The organism is Pasteurellaceae bacterium RH1A (assembly GCA_012221805.1).
GTDB lineage: Bacteria > Pseudomonadota > Gammaproteobacteria > Enterobacterales > Pasteurellaceae > RH1A.
In genome coordinates this window covers 1,888,665-1,904,984 of the sequence record CP015195.1, presented here as the reverse complement: position 1 = coordinate 1,904,984, position 16,320 = coordinate 1,888,665, and the positions used below count along the sequence as shown (strand labels likewise).

The 16,320-nt window shown below is 49.9% G+C and carries 11 protein-coding genes; 7 read left to right on the top strand and 4 right to left on the bottom strand.

The window, feature by feature from the left end; genetic code table 11:
- Nucleotides 1-32: 32 nt before the first annotated feature.
- The 4 genes from A4G20_08960 to A4G20_08945 form a co-directional block, all read right to left on the bottom strand.
- The gene (locus A4G20_08960; protein QIW16452.1) at nucleotides 33-2,738 is read right to left on the bottom strand and encodes a transcriptional regulator MalT; all 2,706 of its coding nucleotides are present in this window, start codon (nucleotides 2,736-2,738) and stop codon (nucleotides 33-35) included.
- Between the two features lie 94 nt (nucleotides 2,739-2,832).
- Nucleotides 2,833-3,963, bottom strand: a complete 1,131-nt coding sequence (locus A4G20_08955; protein ID QIW16451.1) for a maltose/maltodextrin transporter ATP-binding protein — start codon at nucleotides 3,961-3,963, stop codon at nucleotides 2,833-2,835.
- A 282-nt stretch (nucleotides 3,964-4,245) separates the two neighbouring features.
- A complete protein-coding gene (locus A4G20_08950; protein ID QIW16450.1) occupies nucleotides 4,246-4,524 on the bottom strand; it encodes a plasmid stabilization protein in 279 nt (92 codons plus the stop codon).
- Complete coding sequence (locus A4G20_08945) at nucleotides 4,517-4,702, bottom strand: hypothetical protein (protein QIW16449.1); 186 nt, start codon at nucleotides 4,700-4,702, stop codon at nucleotides 4,517-4,519. The genes A4G20_08950 and A4G20_08945 overlap by 8 nt, the downstream gene beginning before the upstream one ends.
- A 185-nt stretch (nucleotides 4,703-4,887) precedes the next feature.
- Here A4G20_08945 and A4G20_08940 point away from each other — a divergent pair, with 185 nt between their 5' ends.
- The 7 genes from A4G20_08940 to A4G20_08910 all read left to right on the top strand — a co-directional run bounded on the left by A4G20_08940 (nucleotide 4,888) and on the right by A4G20_08910 (nucleotide 16,266).
- Nucleotides 4,888-6,072 carry a maltose ABC transporter substrate-binding protein MalE gene (locus A4G20_08940; GenBank protein QIW16890.1) on the top strand — a complete coding sequence of 395 codons (1,185 nt, stop codon included), beginning with the start codon at nucleotides 4,888-4,890 and terminating at the stop codon, nucleotides 6,070-6,072.
- Between the two features lie 241 nt (nucleotides 6,073-6,313).
- Complete coding sequence (gene malF / locus A4G20_08935) at nucleotides 6,314-7,864, top strand: maltose transporter (protein ID QIW16448.1); 1,551 nt, start codon at nucleotides 6,314-6,316, stop codon at nucleotides 7,862-7,864.
- 107 nt (nucleotides 7,865-7,971) lie between these two features.
- Nucleotides 7,972-8,862, top strand: coding sequence for a maltose transporter permease (gene malG, locus A4G20_08930; GenBank protein ID QIW16447.1), 891 nt, complete (start codon nucleotides 7,972-7,974; stop codon nucleotides 8,860-8,862).
- Nucleotides 8,863-9,109: 247 nt separating this feature from the next.
- Nucleotides 9,110-11,107 carry a 4-alpha-glucanotransferase gene (locus A4G20_08925; protein ID QIW16446.1) on the top strand — a complete coding sequence of 666 codons (1,998 nt, stop codon included), beginning with the start codon at nucleotides 9,110-9,112 and terminating at the stop codon, nucleotides 11,105-11,107.
- A gap of 195 nt (nucleotides 11,108-11,302) precedes the next feature.
- The gene (locus tag A4G20_08920) at nucleotides 11,303-13,318 is read left to right on the top strand and encodes an ATP-dependent DNA helicase Rep (protein QIW16445.1); all 2,016 of its coding nucleotides are present in this window, start codon (nucleotides 11,303-11,305) and stop codon (nucleotides 13,316-13,318) included.
- Nucleotides 13,319-13,369: 51 nt separating this feature from the next.
- Nucleotides 13,370-13,795 carry an esterase gene (locus tag A4G20_08915; GenBank protein ID QIW16444.1) on the top strand — a complete coding sequence of 142 codons (426 nt, stop codon included), beginning with the start codon at nucleotides 13,370-13,372 and terminating at the stop codon, nucleotides 13,793-13,795.
- Between the two features lie 86 nt (nucleotides 13,796-13,881).
- The gene (locus A4G20_08910; GenBank protein QIW16889.1) at nucleotides 13,882-16,266 is read left to right on the top strand and encodes a penicillin-binding protein 1B; all 2,385 of its coding nucleotides are present in this window, start codon (nucleotides 13,882-13,884) and stop codon (nucleotides 16,264-16,266) included.
- Nucleotides 16,267-16,320: the final 54 nt, after the last annotated feature.

The window sequence follows — 16,320 nt, the reverse complement described above, 5'->3', positions numbered from 1 at the left end:
ATAGATATTTTTGTCTATTTCCCTTTTTTATCTTAATTATAGCCCATCATCCTGAGCAAACTCCTAGTATATTCAATGGCCTCGGCCCGATTAGCCACGCCGATTTTTTGGTAGAGGTTGCGGATGTGGGTTTTGATGGTGGTGATGGCCACTACCAGCTCCTGGCAGATCTGTTCGTTGCTGTAACCCGAATAAATTAAACCTAAGACCTGCCATTCACGAGTAGTTAGCGGGCTGATCTTAAGCAGTTCTGGCACTTGTGGATTGTCTAGTAGCTGCTTGACAAATTCCTCATCAAAATGGGCGAACTTGTGGCGGTTGTGCTGGTTAATGGAACGCAGGATAAACTGGGCCTTGTGGGTGGAAAGTTCGTCTAATACGTTGAGTTGCAGGAGGTTGCGGATCTGCTGGGCAATCAGATCGCCCTCAATCACAAAGGCACTGATAAAGTTGGTCTGCTGGCTTAAATTCAGGGCCTTGATCAGATCCTGCTGGGCCAAGTCCTGCTTGCCTTGCAGGTAATAGAGGCGGTTGCGTAGGATCAGGGCTCGCTGGCTGTCGCTGACCAGATGGAAGGTGGCTGCGGTTTGCAGGAGGCTATTAAGGATTTTCAAGGCCTCGTCAAATCGCCCCTGCAAGAGGTAGCAACGGGCGATGTTCCGCCATTGGCGTTGGGTAAAGTGGTTGTGCTCGTGAGGCGGGAAATGGGTCTGGGTCAGCCAGCTTTCCAGTAGGCTATTATCATCACTCATCTGCCAGTAGAGTAGCTGCACCTCGTCTAAGGTCGAAATCCAATCCCGGTGGGCAGGCAGGTGGGAGAGCAGGCTGTAGCACTGTTCAATCAAGCGGCCGGCATTATTGAGATCACCCTTGGTTAGGGAGATTTTAGCTAGGAGGGCCAGGCAGTAGGACTGCTCTTCTTCCTTATTTAAGACCTCAATGCCAGCATGGGCCATGGCCTCAGCCTGATCCAAATTGTGCCATTCCCACAGGATCTGTCCCCGCAGGCGGAGCAGGAATTCATGCATGGGGATCTGGTGGAACTGCTGGGCCTGGAGGCTGGTTTCCTTGAGGAAATCATAGGCTGATTGCAGGAAGCCCTGGGCCGAAAGGATCTCAGCCTGTTGCAGGCGAGACCAGAGCCAGTGGTGGTTGGCTCGTCTGGCCATGGCCATTTTTTCCACCTGTTGCATCAGGCTCAAGCCTTCCTTGAGGTAGCCCCGGCAGTGCTGGGCTTCGCCAATCACGGACGTGGCCACAATTTTGGCATAACCGTACTCGCTCGGTAATGTGGTTAAGGCCTGCTTGGCCAGCTCATAGGCCTGGTTTTCATCGCCGGCGTTAATGGCCACCTGGGCCTTGAGGGCATCAAACCGCCCCTGCAAATGTTCTGCAAGCGGGGCTTTTAGCTTGGCTTTTTGCAAAATATCGCTGACCTCCTGATGGCGGTGCTGGTTTTGGGCCAGCCAGGCCTTGAGCAGGACGAGGTTGGCCTCCTGCCAGACCAGATCGGCCGGCAGTTGATTCAGACAGCCTTCCACCAATTTAAGCTGGCCCTGGTGGAAAAGCGCCCAGCCGTGGGCCTCTAAAATATGGTGGAGGGTGGCTGGGTCGTCCAGCATTTGGGCGTGATAAAGTGCCTCTGAACCATAGCCCAAGTTGAGCCAGATCATGGCGGCCTCTTGATGGAGGGATTGCCATTCTGAAGGCAGTTCCAAACGGCAGCTTTGGGCCAGATAAGAAGCAAGAATAGGGTGGAACTTCCACCAGATTTCGCCATTGTCCTGGTCGATCCGCTGAATAAAGAGGCCCTGCTTTTCCAGTTCGTCCAGCTTCTTGGCCCCGTTTTTATCCTGGGTCAGGGCCACCACTAGCTTTTCATTCATGGAACGCAGAATGGCACAACGCTGCATAAAGAGCTTCATCTCCACATCCACATAATGGAAAACTTCTTCGTTTAAATAATCGCCAATGTGTTGCTGATTGAGCTTGGCAAAGAGGCGTTCAGGCGAATGTAGCAGATCTTGATTTTGCTTGAGGGCAAAGGTCATAAGTTGGAGAGCCGTTGCCCAGCCCTCCACCTGTTCACAGAGGGCAAAAACCTTATCCTGGCTAAATGGCTCCTTGAGTTTGAGGGCAAAAAACTGGCTGGCTTCAGTGGGGGTAAAGGCTAGTTGGTGGACATCAATTTCCAGCAGTTGCTCGTGGATCCGCAGGTTGGTCACGCTCAAAGGAGGCGTAAGGCGGGAGAGCAGAATCAGACTCATGGTCTGCGGTTGGTGCTTGAGCCAAAAACGCAGGGCATCGTGGATTTCGCTGTTTTCGATATGGTGATAATCATCAATCACCAGATAAAAGGCAGTTTTGGCCTCTGACAGGCGGATGAGTAATTGGCTAAAATAATCAATCAGGTTATTTTGGTAGGCAATATCTTGTAAATCCAAATAGGAGGCTTGCGACAGGGCCTGGGCAAAATACTGGGCGAACTGCTCGGCATTGTTATCCCCCTCATCTAAGGCAAACCAACCAAATCTGGCTCCTTTGGCTTCCTGCTTGGCCTTCCACTGGGAAATCAGGGTAGTTTTGCCATAACCAGCCGGGGCGGTAATCAGGGTCAGCAAATGGCTCTTGGCCTGGTCTAACTCACGCAGGAGGGCGGTTCGCTCAATGCTGGTTTCCAGTTTATAAGAGCGGTTGGAGATGAGTTTGGTGGGGATAAATTTGGTCAGTGTCTGCATTTGGCCTCCGTGTACAAGCGGGTTGATTCTAGCAAAAATTTGCAAATTGTTGCAGAATTTCTACCGCTTGCCACGTTTTTATCTTCCGCAGATCCTAAACTCCCAGCTCTTTAAACAAGCGGCGACAGGCCGTGCCGTCTTCTCTAAAGAGGTGGCAGCGGTTTGGGTTGATGCCGATTTTCATCACATCGCCTTCTTCAACCAAGACAATGTCGCTTTGGCGATAGACCAAGGCCTGTTTAATTGGCGGCATTTCCACGTGGATTTGGGTTTCGTTGCCCAGTTGTTCCACCACTTTTACGTTGCCCTCAATGCAAACCTCGCTTTGGTCGCAAGGCAGCAAATGCTCAGGGCGGATGCCGAGCGAGAGGTTATCACCCGCTTTAACGCCTGTGCCATCGACAGGGATCCAGAAGTTGATGTGGGTGGAGTCTGGCAGTTCAACTCTGACCCCATCTGCCTTGGCTTCAAGCACCCGCACAGGAATAAAGTTCATCTTCGGTGAGCCGATAAAGCCAGCTACAAAGCGGTTGGCAGGGTAGTGGTAGAGCTCTAGCGGACGGCCGACCTGGGCCACGTTGGTGTCCACATTGGCGGCAGGTTGGAGAACCACGATCTTATCCGCCAGGGTCATGGCTTCCACTTGGTCGTGGGTGACATAGATCATGGTGCGGTTGAGTTTTTTATGGAGCTTGGAAATCTCCACCCGCATTTGCACCCGCAGGGCGGCATCCAGGTTGGAAAGCGGTTCGTCTAGGAGAAATACTTCAGGCTGAGAAACCAAGGTACGGCCAATGGCCACCCGTTGGCGTTGGCCACCTGACAATTCTTTTGGCTTACGGCTTAGGAGGTGGGCTAATTGGAGGATTTCAGCTACCTGATTGACCCGCTTGTCGATCTCCTCTTTTTTGGTGCCAGCCAACTTGAGGCCGAAGGACATATTTTCTGCCACAGTTAAATGCGGGTAGAGGGCGTAGGACTGGAAAACCATCCCGATATTACGTTGGGCCGGTGGCACATCATTCATACGGGTTGGGCCAATAAAGAGATCGCCCGAGGTGATTTCCTCCAAGCCTGCAATCATCCGCAGGAGGGTGGATTTACCACAGCCAGACGGCCCCACAAAAACTACAAATTCGCCATCTTTAATCTCAAGGTTAACATCTTTAGAAATATGTATATCGCCATAGGACTTGGCGACCTTGCTTAAACGGACTTCTGCCATATTTTGCCTCTCTTAACTTACACTTTAATGGGGCATAGTTTAATCTCAGCCCTCTAAAACCACATCATACCCCCGCTCAAAAAATTTAAAAATATTGATTTGCCCGTAAAGTGTTTTTTTGTGATCGCTATCACATTTTTAAGCGATTTTTTTGTGAGCCAGATCACAGTTTGCGGGGATTTTGGGAAAAGTGTGATGAGGGTCACAAAAATAGAAGGGAGGGATGAGAAGGGAGGAGGACAGAAAAAACAAAAATCCCAAAAGTTTGGACTTTTGAGATTTTTAAGGATATTGCTGACGGCTATGAATAACCGTTAAGATTTCAATGTGTTTTTCAAATTCTTGGTAAACAATCCGATAACTACGGCAAAAGGCTTGGCGAGTGCCGTCATCTAGCTGGCGATAGGCCTTGGGCAAAAAGCCAATATCATTAAACTTCGTATAAAAGGCCTTGAGCAATTTATGGCCTGAAGAAACTGCCCCTGTGTATTCAACGACATTGGCAAGGATTTCATCGATATTTTGCCGAGCCTTGGCAGAAAGCACGACCGTTTTAGGCATAGGCTAGGTCTTCTAATTCACGTTGTGCCAGTTCTCGTTCTTTTGAGGCCAGCACCTGCTGCCAATGTTGCATGGCTTCTTCAAGCGTAAAAACACGCCCATTTTCAATATCTTCACGGCCTAGGCGGATTTGTTCGGCCAGATAGTCATCATAGCTCATTTTTTTGTTGCTAAACATAGGGCCTCCTCTGATAAACTGTTAAGCATTATCCCATATTTTACCTATCCTACCAAGAAATCTTATGGTTTTGTGATCTGGCTCACAAAAAAACACTTGAGGGAGGAGAGGGGGGTATGATGAAATAGGAGGAAATCTTTTTTAGTATGCGACAAACTTCCTATCACTATAATGAGGGCAACCCTATGAAAAAATTAACACAAACCGCACTGGCTGTTTTAGCAGGCTTATGTATGGCACAAGGTGTAAGTGCCAAGATTGTTGAAGGCCAATTAAATATTTGGATCAATGCCGACAAGGGCTACAACGGCCTGGCGGAAGTGGGTAAGAAATTTGAACAGGAAGCAGGCGTAAAAGTCTTGGTTGAGCACCCAAGCAAACTTGAAGAGCTTTTCCCACAAGTGGCTTCGACTGGTGACGGCCCAGATATTATCATCTTCGCCCACGACCGCTTCGGTGGTTATGCCCAGTCTGGCCTTTTAAGCGAAGTTCACCCAAGTGCAGACTTCAAGGCCAAGGTTAATGATCTAGGTTGGGAGGCTACCAAGTACAACGGCAAACAAATCGCCTACCCGATTGCCATTGAGTCCCTGTCTCTCATTTATAACAAAGACCTGGTGCCTAACCCACCAAAAACCTGGGAAGAAATTGAAGGCCTTGATAAAGAACTACGTGCCAAGGGCAAAAATGCCATTATTTGGAATTTACAAGAACCCTATTTCACCTGGCCAGTTTCCTCCTCCCAAGGGGCCTATGCCTTCAAGGTTACCCCAAATGGCTATGATGTCAAAGATGTGGGCGTAAACAACGAAGCCGCTCAAAAAGGCCTTCAGTTCGTGGTGGACTTGGTAAGCAAAAAAGTGATTAATCCAGATGCAGACTACTCTGTGGCAGAAGCTGCCTTCAACAAGGGTAATGCAGCCCTCACCATCAACGGCCCATGGGCCTGGGCCAACATTGAGAAGAGCGGCATTAACTACGGTGTAGCCGTCCTCCCAACCCTCAATGGCAAGGCCTCTAAACCTTTCGTGGGTGTACTCAGTGCGGCAGTCAATGCCTCTAGCCCGAACCAAGACTTGGCCAAGGAATTCTTAGAAAACTACCTCTTAACCGATGAAGGCTTAGAGATGGTTAATAAGGATGTCCCTCTTGGTGCTGTGGCCCTTAAGTCCTACCAAGAAAAATTGGCCCAAGACCCACGTATTGCAGCCACCATGGAAAATGCTCAAAATGGTGAAATTATGCCAAACATCCCGCAAATGAGCCGTTTCTGGTATTCCGAAAAAGCGGCCATTGTTAATGCGGTAACAGGCCGTCAATCTGTGAAAGATGCCTTGGATGAGGCTCAGGCTAAGATTGAGAAAGAGTAACCAAAAAACTCCCCTCTTTAGAAAAGAGGGGCAGGGGGAGATTTGACAGGAGTGATAACGTGAGTGAGGGGCTGAATTAAGGCTCTTACAAGCGGATCAAAAATCCTAAAAATTTGCATTATTTAAGATCGAGCTTTGAGCGAGACTGTCAAATCTCCCCTAACCCCTCTTTTCTAAAGAGGGGAACTTATCCAGCGTATTTCTCGCTCACCACACTTATCTACTTTGTAAGGAACACCCTATGCAACCAATCACCTCCTTACCCACTTCCAGCCCTTGGGTCAAACGAGCCTTTGTCGCCCTTTGCTACCTCTTGGCTTTCTACTTGGTTTTCACCATCTACCTCCAAGGCGAAATCCTCTTCGCACTCCTAGTCTTAGTGGTGGTCACCTCTGGTATCTACGTTTTTTCGAGCGAAAGAACCTACCGCTGGCGTTATGTCTACCCTGGCGTATCGGCCATGGGGATCTTCGTCCTCTTTCCGCTCCTTTGCACCGTGGTTATTGCCTTTACCAACTACAGCGGTTCCAACCAGCTCAGCTTTGAACAAGTCCTTAAACAATTGCAAAGCCAACGTTATTCGGCCGGCGAAAAGCTGGATTTTAAACTTTTTGAAGCGGGCGACAACCGCTATCAAATCGCCCTTTCTCAACCTTCTGTGCAAAAAAATTACCTGTCTGACCCGCTTGTTTTAAGCGAAGTAAGCGGTGATTTGGAAGTGAAGGAAGTTCAAGCCCTGCCAGAAACCGCAGTTGCACCTCTTAGAGTGATTACCCAAAACCGCAAATTCTTACAAGGCATTCAGGTGGTTTTACCAAGCCAAGAAATGCTTTCCATGAGTTCATTGCGTCAATTCTCCGAGCAAAAACCTCGCTACAAATTTGAAGACAGCATGCAGGATTTGACCAACCTCGAAACAGGCAAAACCTACCGCCCTAATTACGAAACTGGCTTCTTCCAAGAAATTGACGACCAGGGTAACTTTGTTGGCGAACGCCTAGAACCAGGCTTTACCGTGGGTGTGGGCTGGAACAACTTTGTCAAAATCCTGACTGACAAGGGCGTGCAAGAGCCTTTCGTTAAGATCTTTGTTTGGACAGTGATTTTCGCCTTCCTCACCGTGCTTTTCACAACAATGCTGGGCATGATTTTCGCCTCACTGGTGCAATGGGAAGCCCTCAAGGGTAAGGCCGTTTATCGTTTGCTCCTCATTCTGCCTTATGCGGTGCCGGGCTTTATCTCCATCCTGGTCTTTAAGGGGCTCTTTAACCAGAGCTTCGGGGAAATCAACCTGATTTTAGACAACCTCTTCGGCATTCGCCCAGAGTGGTTTAACGACCCAACATTAGCAAAAGTGATGCTACTTATCGTCAATACCTGGTTGGGCTATCCTTACATGATGATCGTCTGCATGGGCTTGCTCAAGGCCATCCCGACTGACCTCTATGAAGCCTCGGCCATTGATGGGGCCAGTGTCTGGCAGAACTTTAGCAAGATCACCATGCCGCTTCTTATCAAGCCGCTTATGCCACTAATGATTGCCAGCTTTGCCTTTAACTTCAATAACTTCGTGCTTATCCAGCTCTTAACCATGGGTGGCCCGAATATGGTAGGCACCACCACGCCAGCCGGCCATACTGACTTGCTTGTAAGCTATACCTACCGTATCGCCTTTGAGGGCAGTGGCACACAAGACTTCGGCCTCGCTGCCGCCATTGCAGTGATTATCTTCTTACTGGTCAGCATTATGGCACTCTTCCAAATCCGCTTGACCAAATTGTCTCAAGACTAGTAGGGTGGGCATCCTTGCCCACCAAAAATAACAGAGGGTATTTCTGTTCCATACATTACAATGAAATACGGTGGGCAGGGATGCCCACCCTACAAAAGGTGAATACTATGGCTATCGTACAACCTAAATCCATGAAAACGCGGCTCTTTGCAACCCACTTCTTTTTGATTGCATTTTGTGCCCTGATTATGTTCCCTATGCTCATGATCTTGGGCATTTCCCTCCGGCCAGGCAACCTGGCCCTGGGGGAACTGATCCCAAGTCAGATCTCCTTTGAGCACTGGCAGTTGGCCCTGGGTATAAGTGTTACCCACGCTGATGGCACGGTCACCCCACCGCCTTTCCCTGTGCTCTTATGGCTCTGGAACTCGGTAAAAGTGGCCACCATCACAGCCATCATTACCTTGGCCCTGTCCACCACAGCGGCCTACGCCTTTGCCCGCCTGCGTTTTGCGGGTAAGAGTATGCTTTTGAAATCCATGCTGATTTTCCAAATGTTCCCGGCAGTGCTGTCCTTAGTGGCCTTATATGCCCTCTTTGACCGTTTAAGCGACTACATTCCGTTTTTGGGATTAAATACCCACGGTGGCGTGATCTTTGCCTATTTAGGTGGGATCGCCATGCATGTATGGACCATCAAGGGCTACTTTGAAACCATCGATAAATCCCTAGAAGAAGCGGCTTCACTTGATGGTGCAACCCCATGGCAGACCTTCCGCTTGATTTTATTGCCACTTTCCGTGCCAATTCTAGCCGTGGTCTTTATCCTTTCCTTTATCTCCTCCATCATCGAAGTGCCTGTGGCCTCCTTGCTCTTGCGAGATGTGGAAAACTACACCCTAGCAGTTGGTATGCAGCAATACCTCCACCCACAAAACTACCTCTGGGGTGACTTTGCCGCAGCCGCCATTCTCTCCGCCATCCCGATTACCGTGGTCTTTATCCTCGCCCAACGCTGGTTAGTTGGTGGATTGACTTCTGGTGGGGTGAAGGGATAGAAGTTTCCCCCTCAGCCTTAGGCAGCTCCCCTCGCAAGCAGGGGGAGCGAAAAATGATCCCCTCCCCCGCTTGCGGGGGAGGGTTAGGGTGGGGGGATTGAGCGAAGCTCAAGAACAATACAAGCGGAACCAAAATCCTTAAAATTTTACCCGAAGATTAACAAATAATTTTTTTAATTAGTCCCCCCACCCTAGCCCTCCCCCGCAAGCGGGGGAGGGGACGGGGGAAAATCATAAGGCAGTAACTATGACACACCCTCTTTTAACCCCTTATTTCTTTGACGAGCGTGGCGAAAAGGTTTTCGCTGATGAAGCCGTTACCCAAAAAATTTCCGATCTCCTAGGCCAACCGCATAAACAAGGCCTTTTGCCCCCTGTAAAGGTTATCCAAGAAAAACAAGCGGTTGAATTAGCCCTGAATTTTGCAAAAAACGCCAAGAAAAAACCGACCGAGTGGCAAATCAGCCTAGAAAGTGGGGCTAACCTCAAGGGAAAAATCAGCAAAAATGCCGTGAATTTACCGCTCGATCTCCCTCTTGGCTACCACACTTTAAGCGTGGGAACTGCACAGTGCCGTCTGATCGTTACCCCTCAAACCGCCTACCAAATCCCTGAAATCCAGGCCAAGCAAAAACTTTGGGGTTCTATCCTGCAACTCTACACCCTGCGTTCCAACCGCAACTGGGGAATTGGAGATTTTGGTGATCTGAAAGAATTTTTGACCAAACTTGCTCAAAAAGGCGGGGACTTTGTGGGGCTGAACCCGATTCACGCCCTCTTCCCAGCCAACCCAGAGGGGGCCAGCCCTTATAGCCCGTCTTCACGGCTTTGGCAGAATATTGTCTATATTGACGTAAACGCCATTCCTGCCTTCCAGCAGTCAGAAGCAGCTCAAAGCTGGTTCTATTCGCCTGAAACCCAATGGATCTTGGGCGAGGCTAGAGCCAAAGATTATGTGGATTACACCCAAGTCCTTAAAACCAAACTCTACGGCTTAAAACTGGCCTTTGAGGCATTTTCTGCACAAGATCAAACCGCTTTCGAGGCTTTTATTGCTGAGGGGGGCGAATCGCTCAAGGTGCAAGGTACTTTCGATGCCCTTCATCAATGGTTGTCTGATCAGTTTGAAGGACAATGGGGCTGGAGCTCTTGGGCAGAGGAATACCAAAGCTACCAATCGCCAGCCGTCAAAGCCTTCCAAGTAGAGCAGGCAGACTTGGTTCGCTTCTATATGTGGCTGCAATTTGTAGCGGCTGAGCAGTTGGCCGAATGTAACCAGTTAGCTCGTGATCTCAAGATGCCGATTGGCTTCTACCGTGATTTGGCCGTAGGTGTGGCCGATAACGGGGCAGAAACCTGGGCAGATCGGGAACTCTTTGTGCTAGGGGCTTCTGTCGGTGCACCGCCTGATATTCTTGGCCCACAAGGTCAAAACTGGGGCTTATCGCCTATGCACCCTGAAGTCCTACAGGCCCGTGGTTACCAGCCTTATATTGATTTACTGCGTGCCAATATGAAAAACTGCGGTGCTCTGCGAATTGACCATATCCTAGGCTTTGCCCGTATGTGGTGGGTGGCAAAAGGCGAGAGTGCCAAAGATGGCGTTTATGTGCGTTATCTGCTGGAAGACTTGCTTTCAATCTTGGCTTTAGAGAGCCAACGCCACCAATGCTTGATCATTGCCGAAGCCCTGGGAACCGTGCCTGAAGGTATGCTAGAAACCCTAGAAGCCAAGGGCATTTTGGCCTACAACATCTTCTATTTTGAGTGGGACGAGCAGGGCAGCAAGCCACTGGCCGACTACCCTTACCAGGCCATGACCACCCTCAGCACCCACGATCTGCCAACCGTGCAGGGCTATTGGAAGTGCCACGATTTCGAGCTGGGCGAGCAATTTGGGGTCTATCCAAACCCAGAAGTGCTGGAAATGCTTAAGAAAACCCGCCACGAAAACAAGGGCAAGATCCGTAAAGCGGTGGAAGCCGTGCAGGATCTGGAGCCAGACGAGTGGGGCATTGGTATCAACTTCACCCACCAGCTCCAAACCTATGTGGCCGATACCAACAGTGTGCTTTTCGGTACGCAACCAGAGGACTGGCTCAATATGTACGACCCTGTCAACATCCCTGGCACCAGCACCGAATATCCAAACTGGCGGCGGAAACTGTCTGCCACCACGGAGGAGATTTTTGCTCATCCGAAGGTGATTGAGTTGTTAGAAGCCATTGATCGTAAGCGTTCATGATCTAAAAGATAGCGCCAGCGTCCACGCTGGTGCTGATAAGACTTTGATATATAGGGCACCAGCCTAGAGGCTGGCGCCAGCACACAATTGTTACTCAAGCGGCTCAAAACGCCCCAAAACTTACAAATTTCCCCCATTGCCAAGGCCTGGTTTTTTCTCTATCCTTGCCCCCAATCTTAGTCCCTTATTTAAAGCATGAAACTCAACCCTCAACAAGAATCGGCCGTCCACTATATTCAAGGTGCTTGCCTAGTCCTGGCCGGGGCTGGCTCGGGAAAGACTCGGGTCATTATTAACAAAATCGCCCACTTAATCTCCGCCTGTGGTTACTCGCCCAAAAACATTGCGGCTGTGACCTTCACCAACAAGGCCGCCCGTGAAATGCGGGAGCGGGTGGCCCATTCTATCGGCAAGGAGGCCAGCAAGGGCCTGACCATTTCCACCTTCCACACCCTGGGCTTCGATATTCTAAAAAAAGAATACAAGGCTCTGGGCTTTAAGTCGGGAATGACCCTCTTTGACGAGCACGATCAAATGGCCCTGCTCAAACACCTCCTGCCTGAAAATGTGACCGAGGACAAGGACTTGCTCAAGGCCCTGATTTCTACCATTTCCAACTGGAAGAATGACCTGCTTTCGCCTGACATGGTCATCAGCCGTGTTCGGGACGAGCGGGAGCGGGTCTTTTCCCATTTCTACCAGCTCTACCAAAACCAGCTTCGGGCCTACAATGCCCTGGATTTTGACGATCTGATTATGTTGCCCACCCTGCTTTTTCGCCAGAACCAAGAGGCTCGGGAACGTTGGCAGAACAAGATCCGTTATCTCCTCGTGGACGAATACCAGGATACCAACACCAGCCAGTATGAGCTGATTAAACTTTTAGTCGGCAGCCAGGGCAATTTTACCGTGGTGGGCGATGACGATCAGTCCATCTATTCCTGGCGGGGGGCTCGACCTGAAAATATGGTGCGGCTACGGGATGATTTCCCCAATCTCAAGGTTATTAAACTGGAGCAGAACTACCGTTCCAGCCAGCGGATCTTGCACTGTGCCAATATTCTGATCGACAACAACGATCACGTCTTCGATAAAAAACTCTTTTCCAACCTGGGCCAGGGCGAAAAGCTGGGCGTGATCGAGGCCAAGAACGAGGAACACGAGGCCGAGCGGATTGTGGGCGAGCTGATTGCCCACCGCTTTTCCCGCAAGACCAAGTACAAGGACTATGCCATCCTCTATCGGGGCAACCACCAGTCCCGCCTCTTGGAAAAACTGCTGATGCAGAACCGCATTCCCTACAAGATTTCGGGCGGCACCTCCTTCTTCTCTCGCACTGAAATCAAGGACATGATGGCCTACCTGCGGCTGCTGGTAAACCAAGATGACGATGCCGCTTTTTTACGCATTGTGAACACGCCCAAGCGGGAAATTGGGGCCGTTACCCTGGAAAAACTGGGGCTTTTGGCTAATGAAAAGCACATCAGCCTCTTTGAGGCCATTTTTGAATTTGAACTGATTCAGCGACTCAGCCCCCGCCCCTACCAGGCCTTGCAGGACTTTGCCCGTTGGATTGTCGAACTGTCTGATCAAGCAGTGCGATCTGAGCCACAATCTGCAATTAAGGACTTATTAGCCGGTATTCAGTACGAGGCCTACCTCTACGAAACGGCCAACAACCCCAAGGCCGCCGAAATGCAGAGCCGCAATGTCCAAACCCTCTTTGAGTGGGTGGAAGGTATGTTAGAGGGCGATGAAATCAACGAGCCTATGAGCCTAAGTCAAGTGGTTACTCGTTTAACCTTGAGGGATATGCTGGAGCGGGGAGAGGACGATGACGAAAGCGATCAAGTTCAGCTTATGACCCTGCACGCCTCCAAGGGCCTGGAGTTTCCCCACGTCTTTTTAATCGGTATGGAGGAGGGGATTCTGCCCCACCAAACCAGCATCGATGAAGACAACATTGAGGAAGAACGCCGCTTGGCTTATGTGGGCATTACAAGGGCCCAGCAGACCCTGACCTTTTCCCTTTGTAAGGAACGCCGCCAGTATGGAGAAATCATTAAACCCGAAGTCAGCCGATTTTTGCTGGAACTGCCCCAAGACGATTTACTCTGGGAAAGGGATAAACCTCAGCTGACCGAAAGCCAAAAGGTGGACAAGGTCAGCACGAATGTGGCCAATCTTATGGCTATGTTGAAGGGGCGGTAGGCCCTTGATAGGAAGAGCGGCCTAGAATAAATCAATTAAGAAATAAGCATTATGATCTGGAAAAAAACAACTACTCTCCAAGCCCTCAACCAACTCTGTCAGAACTCGGCTGTTTCCCATTTGGGCATTGAGTTTTGCGAGCAGGGCGAGGATTACTTGGTAGCCTGCCTAAGTGTAGATAGCCGAACCACTCAGCCCTTTGGCCTCTTGCATGGTGGGATTTCAGCCACCCTTGCTGAAACGGTGGCCTCGGCAGCGGCTATGTTAAGTGTGGAAGATGAAATCCCTGTCGGCACAGAGCTGAACATCAGCCACCTGCAAGCGGTTAAAAAAGGCCAGGTTTTTGCAAAAGCCCGCCCAGTTCACTTAGGTAAGGGCCAGCAGGTTTGGCAGATAGATTTATCCGATGAACAAAATCGGCTATGTGCGGTGGCAAGATTAACAGTAAGGCTGTTAAAAGCTGGCAATCAGGGGTAAAATAACCCGCTTAATATGAGTTTGAAAAATATACCATGTCAGAAAATCACGAGATAAGCCTAGATAATAACCCTGAAGAGCGCCCTCTGCCACAGGCCCAAAAAGAAGAGGCTCAAGAGGCGCCAGAGCCTAAGCCCAAACGCAAGCCCTATTTTATTCCAACCTGCTTTAAGTTAATCTTAATTGCGCTGGCCTATGTGGCCTTTTACGGCATTTACCTAGACGGCCGGATTCGGTCTAAAATGGATGGCCAGGTTTGGCAGTTGCCGGCAGAAGTTTATGCGCGCATTGAATCAGTTCGCCTGCAAGACAGCCCCAACCTAGAAACCGTCAAATTGGCCCTGTTGGACTATGGTTATCGTCAGGTCAATCTGGTGGTCAATCCAGGTGATTTCAAAATTGAGGAGGACAATTCCATTGTGCTTCTTCGCCGCGCCTTCCAATTCCCTGAAACCCCTGAAGCCCAGCGGGTTCTGCGTTTGCGTTTTATTGAAGGAAGACTCGCTCGGATTGAAGACTTGGTTCAGGGCAAGGCCATTGAGGAATTTCGCCTAGACCCGAAACTGATTGCCATGCTGCATTCAGACAATGATGAAGAACGCCAGGCTCTCAAGCTACAAAACTATCCAAGGCTCTTGATTGAAGCGCTTTTATTGACCGAAGACCGCCGTTTCTTTGAGCATGACGGGATTAGTTTGTTGGGCATTGCTCGTGCCTTGGTGGCCAATCATCAGGCCGGTAGAACCGTTCAAGGCGCTAGTACCCTGACCCAGCAGCTGGTCAAAAACCTCTTTTTAACCAGCGAGCGTTCCTACACCCGTAAGGCCAACGAAGCCCTAATGTCCCTGATCCTGGACTTTCGTTATGACAAGAACCGCATTCTGGAAACCTATCTCAACGAGATTTACCTGGGCCAAAACGGCAGTTACCAAATTCACGGTTTTGCCCTGGCCAGCCAGTTCTATTTTGGCCGCCCGATTCAGGAAATCAGTCTGGATCAGATCGCCCTCCTCGTGGGCTTGGTCAAGGGGCCATCTCTTTATAACCCTTGGCGGAACCCACAGGCAGCCGTTGATCGCCGCAATGTGGTCTTAAGGCTCTTGCTGGATCATCATGTTATCAATCAAGAATTGTATGAATTGCTTAGTGCCAGACCGCTTGGTGTTAAGGAAAAGGGCAGTATCTACCGCCAACAGCCGGCCTTTATGCAGGCCCTTAATATGTCTTTGCGGGAAGAGCTGGGTGAGGCCAAGGCGGCTAATTTGTCAGGGGCCAAAATCTTTACCACCTTCGATCCTAAGCAACAGCGTTCAGCTGAACTGGCTGTGATTAATGGGGTGGCTGAGTTGGAAAATTCCAGTAAGAAAATCAAGGACTTGCAGTCTGCCATTGTAGTGGCTGAATATCGCACGGGCAAGGTGCGGGCCGTGGTGGGCGGAGTGCAGACCCAGTTTGCTGGCTTTAACCGGGCTATTCAGTCCCAGCGTCAGATTGGTTCCTTGGTCAAGCCCTCTATTTATGCCATTGCACTTAGCCAACCCCAGGATTTCCGTTTAAATACGCCTATTCAAAACCAAACTCGCACCATTTATGTGGGCAAAACGGCCTGGACACCTCGCAACTACGATCGCAAGACCAGCGGCTCGGTCATGCTCATGGATGCCTTGGTGCGTTCGCTTAACATTCCAACGGTCAATATTGGGATGAAGGTGGGGCTGAAGAAGGTGATTGCCAAGCAAAAAGAAATGGGTTGGGACAAGGCCACCATTCCGCCTTATCCAGCCACGCTTTTGGGTTCTTATTCCATTTCGCCTTATGATGTGACCAAGTCCTATCAGGTGATTGCTAACACAGGGAAAAAGGTGCCCCTGACCACTATTGAGGCCATCATTACCCACAATGGCGAAATGTTCTACCAGCGGGATGAGGAGCTGGCCAGCCAACAGGTCTTGCCTGAAGAAGCGGCCATTGAAACCATGTATGCCATGCAGCAGGTAGTGGAGCGGGGGACGGCTCGCAGCCTGCAAGAGAAGTTTGCTCCACTCAAATTAGCAGGCAAAACAGGCACCACCAATAATGCACGGGATACCTGGTTTGTTGGCGTGGATGGCCAGCATGTAACCACCGTTTGGCTGGGTAAGGACAACAACACCGACACCCATTTAACGGGTTCAAGTGGCGCCCTCTTTGTTTATAAACAATATTTGGAACGGGCAGAGCCGACGGCCTTTAAGCTCCCAAGTAGCAAGAATATCCAATGGGTAGGCATTAACTCCTACGGTTCTTGGCATTGTGATAGCGCTAGAAAAATCCCCGTTTGGGTGCAAAAAGGCCAAAGCTACTGCGGCAGCGTAGCTGAGAAACCTAGTGTTTGGGATGCCTTGACCCTGCCTAAGGAAAATAAGAATGAAAAATCAGAGCAGAGTTTAGATGAGCAAGTACCAGCTGAGGAAATTGCCCCAACAGAATAAGGGCTGAGATCACAAGCGGTGCAAAAAATAGACTTTTTTGCACCGCTTGTCTTT